This is a genomic window from Lyngbya sp. CCY1209, assembly GCF_035615495.1.
Taxonomy (GTDB): Bacteria; Cyanobacteriota; Cyanobacteriia; order Cyanobacteriales; family Microcoleaceae; genus Limnospira.
On the sequence record NZ_JAJENU010000249.1, the window covers coordinates 1 to 10,415 of the forward strand.

The window sequence follows — 10,415 nt, forward strand, 5'->3', positions numbered from 1 at the left end:
CTCCCCAATCATCTTTAGATGATTTGAGCTGGTAGGGGCGCAAGGCTTGCGCCCTCGGGAATTGATTCCCAAGCGGTCTGGATGTCTCACCCACCGCTCCCTCCGCTCCCCCCGCTCCCCCTGCTCCCTAATACCGACTCCGCTCCCCCCACCGAGCACACCCCACCGAGCACACCCCACCGAGCACACCCCAATTCTCTGCTACCATTGAAAAATTGCAGAACTGGAGATCGACAAACGGTTTACACTCGCCCCCTCGCTCGTCTGATCGAGCAATTCCAACGGCTCCCCGGTATCGGCCCGAAAACCGCCCAGCGACTCGCCCTCCACATTATCAAGCGCCCCGACGAGGAAGTTCAGGCGTTGGCGCGGGCTCTGTTGGATGCGAAAAAGCAGGTGGGGTTGTGTCGGGTGTGCTTTCACCTGTCCGCCGAGCCGGTTTGCGAGATTTGCCGCCACCCGCAGCGCGATCGCGAAACGATTTGCGTCGTCTCGGACTCCCGGGACGTGATCGCTTTGGAAAAAACCCGCGAATATCGGGGATTGTACCACGTTCTCGGGGGCGTGATTTCGCCGATGGACGGCATCGGGCCGGAACAACTCACCGTCCAACCCTTGGTGCGGCGGGTGAACCAGGAAAAAGTCCGGGAAGTGATTATCGCCCTCAACCCCAGCGTCGAAGGGGAAACCACCACTTTGTATTTGGGACAGTTGCTCAAACCCTTCACCCGCGTCACCCGCATCGCCTTCGGTTTGCCGGTGGGGGGGGATTTGGAATATGCCGACGAGGTGACGTTGGCGCGGGCTCTGGAGGGACGGCGGGAGTTGGATTAAATACTTGCTCCTGATGCGATCGCGCCCCGGAAAACCTCAAAAATCGGGCGATCGCTTTCCCCTATTCAAACTCATTCAAAAATATTCGCAATTTTCCTGCCCTCAGAGGGCGATAATCTCATCTCGCCCGTCATTTGAAGGGCGATAATCGAAAAATTATGATTCATTAACCGAATTGAAATAGAGCGAATCGCCTCCCTTCGAGACTCGCTCTCGACTCGGTTTGATTCCTATTTCAATGCCGGTCGAAACATTTATTACCATAAAAAATAGTAAATGTCAAGTTAAGTTTTGTATAGACTTAAAAAAAGTCAACACTCAGCATTTTGTTAACTTTTATTACGAATTGTGACGGCGTTTCTTGTCGAATTGTGTCAAATGGGCTCAAAAACTGACGATCAGACCCCATTTTCTGATAACAATACTCAATGGTGAAGCCATCAGAGTTCGCTCTGGCCCAAGGCCGCACCGTTTCACCAGCGAGTCCCGAGCTCGCCCATTTCCAATCGATATTGGCCGATCCGGTATAGCGTACTTCTCTTTAAACAGCTTTGGAGCAGAACATCGAGGAATCAACACCCATATGTTTACTTACGTCAAGCCCACCATCAGACACATCAAGCCTGACAACCCGAACGGACGATCGCTTCTGAAAGTCGTCTACATCGTTCTGGAGGCCCAGTATCAGAGCGCCCTATCGGCGGCGGTCCGCGCCATCAACGAAAAGAACCCCAGTTTGGCGATCGAAATCAGCGGCTACCTGATCGAAGAACTGCGCGACCCCGAGAACTACGAGAACTTCAAACGAGATGTGGCCGAAGCCAACGTCTTCATCGCCTCCCTGATTTTCATCGAAGATCTCGCCGAAAAAGTCGTCGAAGCCGTGACGCCGCACCGCGATCGCCTCGACGTCGCCGTCGTCTTCCCCTCCATGCCGCAGGTGATGCGCCTCAACAAAATGGGAAGCTTCTCGATGGCGCAACTGGGCCAGAGCAAGAGTGCGATCGCCCAATTCATGAAAAAGCGGAAGGAAAAATCCGGGTCCTCCTTCCAAGACGGGATGCTGAAACTGTTGCAAACCCTGCCCAAAGTCCTGAAATATATGCCCATCGACAAGGCCCAGGACGCCCGCAACTTCATGCTCAGTTTCCAATACTGGCTCGGCGGTTCCCCGGAGAACCTGGAGAACTTCCTGCTGATGTTGGCCGAAAAATACGTCTTCCAAGGCCAGGAAAAACTCAACTTCGCCGAACCCGTCACCTACCCCGACATGGGGATCTGGCACCCCCTCGCGCCGAAAATGTTCGAGGACGCCGGCGAATATATGAACTGGTACAACAGCCGGGGAGATATCTCCGACGACGCCAAAGATCCCCTCGCCCCCTGCGTCGGTTTGGTCCTGCAGCGCACCCACCTCGTCACCGGGGACGACGCCCACTATGTGGCGATGGTGCAGGAACTCGAAGCGATGGGCGCCCGGGTGCTGCCCGTGTTCGCCGGGGGCCTGGACTTCTCCAAACCCGTGGATGCCTACTTCTGGGACAACCCGCCCAAGGGCATCCCCGCCCAACCCTTAGTCGATATCGTCGTCTCCCTGACCGGATTCGCCCTCGTCGGCGGACCGGCCCGCCAGGATCACCCCAAGGCGATCGACTCCCTGAAGCGTCTCAACCGGCCCTACATGGTCGCCCTGCCGCTGGTGTTCCAAACCACCGAAGAGTGGGAAGATAGCGAACTGGGCCTGCACCCGATCCAGGTGGCGCTGCAAATCGCCATCCCCGAACTCGACGGGGCGATCGAACCGATCATCGTCTCCGGGCGGGACGGGGCCACCGGAAAAGCGATCGCCCTCCAGGACCGCATCGAAGCGATCGCCCAACGCGCCCTCAAATGGGCCAACCTCCGCAAAAAGCCCAAACTCGACAAAAAAGTTGCCATCACCATCTTCAGCTTCCCCCCCGACAAGGGGAACGTCGGGACCGCCGCCTATCTGGACGTGTTCGGCTCCATCTACGAGGTGATGAAAGCCCTGCAGGGCAACGGCTACGACATCCAAGACCTGCCCGAGTCCCCCGCCGAACTGATGCAGCAGGTGATCCACGACGCCACCGCCCAGTACCAGAGCCCCGAACTCAACATCGCCTACAAGATGTCCGTCGAGCAGTACGAGCGGCTCACCCCCTACTCCGAGCGCCTGCACGAAAACTGGGGACCCCCGCCGGGACACCTGAACACCGACGGCGAGAATTTGTTGGTTTACGGGAAAACCTTCGGCAACCTGTTCATCGGCGTCCAGCCCACCTTCGGCTACGAGGGCGACCCGATGCGCCTCCTGTTCTCCCGGTCCGCGAGCCCCCACCACGGCTTCGCCGCCTACTACACCTACCTCGAACAGGTCTGGGGCGCCGACGCGGTGCTGCACTTCGGAACCCACGGTTCCCTGGAATTCATGCCCGGGAAACAGATGGGGATGTCCGGGGACTGCTACCCCGACAACCTGATCGGCAGCATCCCCAACATCTACTACTACGCCGCCAACAACCCCAGCGAAGCCACCATCGCCAAGCGGCGCAGCTACGCCGAAACCATCTCCTACCTGACCCCGGCGGCGGAAAATGCCGGACTTTACAAAGGGTTGCAGGAACTCAACGAGCTGATCGGCTCCTACCAAACCCTCAAAGATAGCGGTCGCGGGGTGCAGATCGTCAGCACCATCATCGAAAAAGCCCGGATGGTGAACTTCGATCAGGACGTCGCCCTGCCGGAGAAAGACGCGGCGGAACTGACCCAGGAGGAGCGGGATAACCTCGTCGGACAGGTTTACCGGAAATTGATGGAAATTGAGTCCAGGCTGCTGCCCTGCGGGTTGCACGTGATCGGGAAAGCTCCCACGGCCGAAGAGGCGATCGCGACCCTGGTCAACATCGCCAACCTCGATCGCGAAGAGGAAGGCATCCTCAGCCTCCCCCGCATCATCGCCGACAGCCTCGGACGGGATATCGAAGAACTCTACCGCAACAGCAACCAGGGCATCCTCGCCGACGTTGACCTGTTGCAGAAGATCACCGAAGCCACCCGCGCCGCCATCACCGCCCTCGTTCAAGAACGCACCGACGCCGAAGGCCGGGTGTCCAAAGTCTCCAAACTCAACTTCTTCAACATGGGCAAAAAGGAACCCTGGATCGAGAGCCTGCACCAGTCCGGCTACACCCAGGTCGATCCCGAACCCATCAAACCCCTGTTCGAGTACCTGGAATTCTGCCTGCAACAGGTGTGCGCCGACAACGAATTGGGGGCACTGCTGCGGGCTCTGGAAGGGGAATACATCCTCCCCGGACCCGGCGGCGACCCGATCCGCAACCCCGACGTCCTCCCCACCGGGAAGAATATGCACGCCCTCGACCCCCAGGCGATTCCGACGGTGGCGGCGGTGAAATCCGCCCAGGTCGTGGTGGAACGGCTCCTGGAACGGCAAAAGCTGGAAAATGGCGGCCAGTACCCCGAAACCATCGCCGTCGTGCTGTGGGGCACCGACAACATCAAAACCTACGGCGAGTCCCTGGCCCAAGTCATGTGGATGGTGGGCGCCAAACCCGTCCCCGACGCCCTCGGCCGGGTGAATAAGCTGGAGTTGATCCCGTTGGAAGAATTGGGACGCCCCCGCATCGACGTGGTGATCAACTGTTCCGGCGTGTTCCGGGATCTGTTTATCAACCAGATGAACCTCCTCGACAAAGCCATCAAAATGGCGGCGGAAGCGGACGAACCCGCCGAAATGAACTTCGTCCGCAAACACGCCTTGCAGCAAGCCAAAGAACTTGGCATCAACCTGCGGCAGGCGGCGACCCGGGTGTTCTCCAATGCGTCGGGTTCCTACGCGGCTAACGTCAACCTGGCGGTGGAAAATAGCACCTGGGAGAGCGAGGCGGAGTTGCAGGAGATGTACCTGAAGCGCAAGTCTTTCGCCTTCAATTCGGACAATCCCGGGATGATGGACGAGAATCGCGAGGTGTTCGAGGCGTCCCTGAAGACGGCGGACGCGACGTTCCAGAATTTGGATTCTTCGGAAATCAGTCTGACGGACGTCTCCCACTATTTCGATTCAGACCCGACGAAAACTATCGCCAGCCTGCGGAAGGACGGCAAGAAACCGGCGTCCTACATCGCGGATACCACTACGGCTAACGCCCAGGTGCGGACGCTCTCGGAGACGGTGCGTCTGGATGCGCGGACGAAGATGCTGAACCCGAAATGGTACGAGGGGATGCTCTCCCACGGCTACGAAGGGGTGCGGGAGCTCTCGAAGCGCCTGGTGAATACGATGGGGTGGAGTGCCACCGCTGGGGCCGTTGATAATTGGGTTTATGAGGAAACTAACGAAACCTTTATCAAGGATGAGGCGATGCAGCAGCGGTTGATGAATCTCAACCCCCACTCGTTCCGCAAGATGGTGACGACCCTGTTGGAAGTCAATGGCCGCGGCTACTGGGAAACCAGCGAGGACAATCTCGATCGCCTGCGGGAGTTGTACCAGGAGGTTGAAGATCGCATCGAGGGGATCGAGTAATCCCGCCGGGGGAAATTCTCCATTTCCCCCGCCTCCCCGGAAATTTTAAGGGCAGTTTTAGAATTGGCGATTCATTTGCGATCGCCTGCAAACTCGCCCTTTCTTCTATTTTGCGGTATCATTTTTCGACACCCGGCACCTCACACCCGACTCCCGACACCCGCACCCGTCACAAGCTCCATCGTCCGGTTTGACGGGAATTGAAGTGAACTGGTGTATGCTGTATCCTTAGCGTTTTGTGCCAATCGGCGCAAAAGCCGACGGTGCCAGAGGATGGGGCGGTTGGGTCTCCGGTCGCGATCGCACCCCATTCCCCGATCCCAAATGGGCAAATTCACGGAATTATAGGGGATGCACTTGTCGATTCCCGAGGCATCTGTGTTAGAACAGCCATCAGAACGACAAGATCGCCCACTGAAACTGATTTTGGAGGTAGATTCCAATGAATAAAGAACAACTCGTTCAAGAAACATCCATAAAGGCCAACGTCACCAAGAAACAGGCCGATGCCATCATCTCCGCCATCTGCGACTGCATCATGGATGCCGTCGCCGACGGCGAAAAAGTCACCCTCGTCGGCTTCGGTTCCTTCGAGGCGCGGCACCGCAAGGCCCGGGAAGGCCGCAACCCCAGCACTGGGGAACCTATGACCATCCCCGCCACCACCGTCCCCGCCTTTTCGGCCGGGAAAGCGTTCAAAGAAAGGGTGGCCAACGGGGCGGACGAAGACGCCGCTTAGAAGGCAGGACGGGGGAGAAGTGCGATCGCGCATTCTCACCCCGCCCTGTTTTTTCCGATACCCCCGATCCCGCGCCGGAGTCAAACTGTGGCGTGGGATATTTTCGTGGCAAGTCTCGCGATCGTCTATGGCGATCAGCATGGGTGAACTGCCCATCATTAATGTAGCAGTGAGCGCTCATGTATAGCGCTGCTAGAAGAGGGTGTGCTCGGTGCTCGGTGCTCGGTGCTCGGTGGGGTATGGAAATTCCCTTGGGATCGGGATTTCAAGGTTTATCCCTCCAAGAAAACTGTAACCACGTGAGCGCTCGTTGCTATAGTTACAAAACCCAGAAAAGGGAGTCGGGAGTCGGTATGAGGCTGAAATCAAGCGTTGGCAGGGGACTGAAAACCTTAAGTTTTTGTTTAAAAATCGGCTATAAAAATGCATTGATGTTAATAAAAGTCAATGAAATTGTGTCGCGTCAGTCCGATCGCACCGATGTGGATTTCGACCCGAGCCAATGTTAAGTTTTTTGATCAAGTTGGCAAATTGTTGATAGTTATGATTTGATGTTAAATGTCATCATTTGACAACGTGGTTGTTCTATCCAATCCGGTTGAATGCTCGGAGTCGAGCGATCGCTCGACTCCCCCTTGGCAAGCTGGGCGGGGAGTATGACATCGATTTCGGGTCACAAACCGGAGCCGAGATGACTCGACAACCCTGACCGAACATCAACAAAGCTGGAAAATTATGCCTGGAATCAAAATCGCTCTGAAAGCCGACACCGGCAACTATTTGAGTCGCTGTAATAACTGTATCCCCGGAGGTGCCTATCCGGACAGTGCGTTTGTTCACGTCACGGAGTTGGCCGGTTCCCCCTGGGCACATTGGGAAATCGAACATCTGGACAACGGAAAGTACATCTTGAAAGCCGACACCGGCAACTATTTGAGTCGCTGTAACAACTGTATCCCCGGAGGTGCCTATCCGGACAGCGTGTTTGTCCACGTCACGGACGCCGCCTCTACCCCCGCGGCGCAGTGGGAAATCGAACGTCTCGACAATGGAAAGTACGCCTTTAAAGCCAACACCGGCAACTATATGAGTCGCTGTAACAACTGTATCTCCGGAGGCGCCTATCCGGACAGCGTGTTTGTCCACGTCGCGGACGCCGCCTCTACCCCCGCGGCGCAGTGGGAAATTATTTTCCTTCCCTGATCGGCGGGATAACGTGGTTATAACGAAGGAGAATCTGGAGGGTTTGGCAGTTTTCACTGTCTGAGACGATCCGGATCGACATTCAAAAGAAATTGCCACCAATTTCTCTGTTACGAAATTGGGGCTTTTTATTTTTGCAGAAACCGCCCATCAGGCGTTTCAGGTATGATTATTAATGACAGCTTGACTCCCGACTGAATTTTGAATTTGACGAACTGATGGGATTCACTTTAGACAACATCGTTCCCTGGGGGCGCAGTTTTGACGAGTACCTGCAAATGTTCGCCCTCACCGCCGACGAGTTGAACGACACCCACCTCGACTGCGCGGGGGGCCCGGCCGGTTTTAACGCGGCGATGGCCCGCCGGGGACGTTCGGTCATATCCTGCGATCCGATTTATCAATTTTCCCCAGAACAAATTCGCGATCGCATCCGGGAAACCTACCCCGTCATCCTGGAACAACTGCGAAACAATTCCGGGGACTACGTTTGGACGAAGATGCGATCGCCCGAACATCTCGGAGACATCCGGATGGCGGCGATGGACGAATTTTTGGCGGACTTCCCCCAAGGAGTCGCGGCGGGACGCTACATCGATGCAGAATTGCCGGATCTGCCCTTCAATTCCCGGCAATTCGATCGCGCCTTATGCAGCCATTTTCTATTCTCTTACGGCGATCGTCTCTCGGAAGACTTCCACCGACAATCGATTCTAGAATTATGCCGCGTGGCGCGGGAAGTGCGCCTGTTTCCCCTCATCACCATCTCCGGCGAAACCCCCCCATTTTTGGAATCGCTGATCGCGGAATTGGCGAGATCGGGATATACCGCCGACATCCGAACCGTCCCCTACCAATTCCAAATTGGCGGCAACCGGATGTTGAACATTCGTCCGGCGGCGTGAGGAATGGGCGTCGGGGCTCAAGCCCGACAGAAAGAAACCGGGTTTCTAGAAGGGTTTTTGGTTCCCCACTGAGATATTGGTAGAAACTTGGTAGAACGCTATCGGTGGGGAGGAAGAAACCGGGTTTCTAGAAGGGTTTTGGGTTCCCCGCAGAGATGTGGGTAGAAACCCGGTTTCTAGAACGCTATCGTTGGGGGAAGAAACCGGGTTTCTAGAAGGATGCAGGGTTTCCCCACTCAGATATTTGTAGAAACCCGGTTTCTAGACATCTCGTTCCGGTTCCCGCAATGACTCGAATAACCGCCGCAAAATCGATCGCAATTCTTGGCGGGCTTCACTTTCGGGATCTTCTCGAAAGGTCAATTCTCGGTTCGAGTCGGCGGCAGATTGGGCGATTAATGCTTCGAGTTCCTGGGCGGCGGACTCCACTTGCAGGGCTTCCTGGTTTTCTAATAATAAAGCTCGTTCCAGTTGGGCGATAATGGCTTGGCGCTGTTCGTCAGACCATTCACTCTGACCCGACCAATAGGATTCTAACTCGGAAAATCGGGAGGCGTCGGCGAGGGGTTCGGCGAGTTCCAATAAATCCAACAGCCGATCGCATTCTAACAACTCTTCGCGATCAATGCTCAATTCGGGATATTCTGTTTCCAGGGCGGGGGTGAAGCCGACGATTCTGCCCCAGGTTTTTTCGGCGTTAATTTCTACGGCGATATAGGCGATGCGATCGCCCATTACCGCCTGTTCTGTAATCTCCAAACTCTCCGCATCGGCGGCGAGGGGGATACATTCGACAATTCCCAAACTACAGCCGTCATCAAATAGTTCTAAATCCGCCAAATCGGTCAAAACCTGTAGGGCGAGATTCCAGGCGCTACTGGCGCGAAAATCCGATTGATAATCGAACCGTTTCAGATAACGGTGGACGACCCAAACCGCGATCGCTCTTTCGACGGTGCTTTCGGCTTTCGACGGTTCCAGGGAGGCCGCAAGCGTTTTTAATTGTTCGTTTATTTGTGCCGTAATCGGGATCAGTTGGCCGAATAATTGGGTGTTCATGGTTGAGATACCTTTTCTATTTTAACAGATTTTATAGGTCGAAAACATCCGGGTCGATGTCGAGATTTTTTGAAATGCGATCGCCCATTTTTTTCAACAGGGGACTGATGGTGCGACTCCAAGCAGAGTTGACGACACCCGGCGGGATCTTAAAATGTTTCGCCACCAATTTTAGGGTGTATTTTTCCCCGCGAGACACGCAATCATAAATGAACAATAAAACCTCTTGAACGGTAATCGGCGGCGGTGGGGTTTGGCGTACAAAAGAACTCCTGAACTCCCCCGTCGGGTCATTTTCAAATTCTCGGCGGATGCGTTCTAACCGGGGGATATCTACAGTCGGCGACGGCGCATCATCAATATTGTAAGGTTTTTCCGGATCGGGTGTTTTGGGTTTATCATCGATCAACTCTCGCCGTTTTTTGAGTCGGTCTTTATATTCCCCTTGGCAGCGTTTATTCCACATGGTGAACGGACTGGCAGCATTTTCACGGTCGGGGTCGTAGGCTTCCCCACCCCGGACATCTCCGTGAATTTTGCGTTCGATATAATCCCAAGCCACCGCCGCAGCTTCAATATACCGTAAATCGTCGCGATATTGGGGCGGTTCTCCCCCCCAAAAACATTTTTCCGGTGCCTTCAGCATCATTCGGATTCCTTCCCGTCGCAGGCGTTTGCGCTCTTTGGCAGATTTGGCTTTGAGCGCCCGACGAAAAATGTCTTTTAACTCCTCATGGGGACATTTAGAATCTTCTGTCACCGCCACATTCCTCAACTCGGCAGACCCGAGAATATTATCCCACATTTTGGGTGGTGCGATCGCATTTTCGACACGCTTCTTAATGTGAGGTGGGGGAGGTGCCGGGGCTGAAGCCCAACAACGAAAATTGCGGCAATTTGGGCTTGACTTTTTCGGTGATTTGACATACTATAACATCATGGGAAAATGTGCCGCCATATATATGCCTCGCTGAGGAGGAAGAAACCCGGAGAGATATAGGTGGGGAGGAAGAAACCGGGTTTCTAGGAGGGTGTTGGGTGCCCCACAGAGATATTGGTAGAAACCCGGTTTCTAGACCTACAGGTTGGGAGGAAGAAACCGGGTTTC

7 protein-coding genes are annotated in these 10,415 nt (G+C 55.3%); 5 read left to right on the top strand and 2 right to left on the bottom strand.

Translation table 11 applies throughout. The features are described from left to right. Positions 1-207: 207 nt before the first annotated feature. The 5 genes from recR to LKE08_RS06570 all read left to right on the top strand — a co-directional run bounded on the left by recR (position 208) and on the right by LKE08_RS06570 (position 8,248). Entirely contained in the window at positions 208-834 is a 627-nt protein-coding gene (recR, locus tag LKE08_RS06550) for a recombination mediator RecR (protein ID WP_324703402.1), read from the top strand. Positions 835-1,417: 583 nt separating this feature from the next. After that, positions 1,418-5,401 (top strand): magnesium chelatase subunit H, encoded by a 3,984-nt coding sequence (locus LKE08_RS06555; protein WP_324703403.1) that lies wholly within the window; start codon positions 1,418-1,420, stop codon positions 5,399-5,401. Positions 5,402-5,843: 442 nt separating this feature from the next. After that, complete coding sequence (locus LKE08_RS06560; protein ID WP_324703404.1) at positions 5,844-6,140, top strand: HU family DNA-binding protein; 297 nt, start codon at positions 5,844-5,846, stop codon at positions 6,138-6,140. A 735-nt stretch (positions 6,141-6,875) separates the two neighbouring features. Continuing rightward, a complete protein-coding gene (locus LKE08_RS06565; RefSeq protein ID WP_324703405.1) occupies positions 6,876-7,343 on the top strand; it encodes a hypothetical protein in 468 nt (155 codons plus the stop codon). A 218-nt stretch (positions 7,344-7,561) separates the two neighbouring features. Then, on the top strand, positions 7,562-8,248 hold the full coding sequence (locus tag LKE08_RS06570; protein ID WP_324703406.1) for an SAM-dependent methyltransferase: 687 nt from the start codon (positions 7,562-7,564) through the stop codon (positions 8,246-8,248). A gap of 261 nt (positions 8,249-8,509) precedes the next feature. Here the strand turns inward: LKE08_RS06570 and LKE08_RS06575 are convergent, their stop codons facing one another. Next, positions 8,510-9,307 carry a DUF1822 family protein gene (locus tag LKE08_RS06575; RefSeq protein WP_324703407.1) on the bottom strand — a complete coding sequence of 266 codons (798 nt, stop codon included), beginning with the start codon at positions 9,305-9,307 and terminating at the stop codon, positions 8,510-8,512. A 31-nt stretch (positions 9,308-9,338) separates the two neighbouring features. Continuing rightward, entirely contained in the window at positions 9,339-10,112 is a 774-nt protein-coding gene (locus LKE08_RS06580; RefSeq protein WP_324703408.1) for a hypothetical protein, read from the bottom strand. Positions 10,113-10,415: the final 303 nt, after the last annotated feature.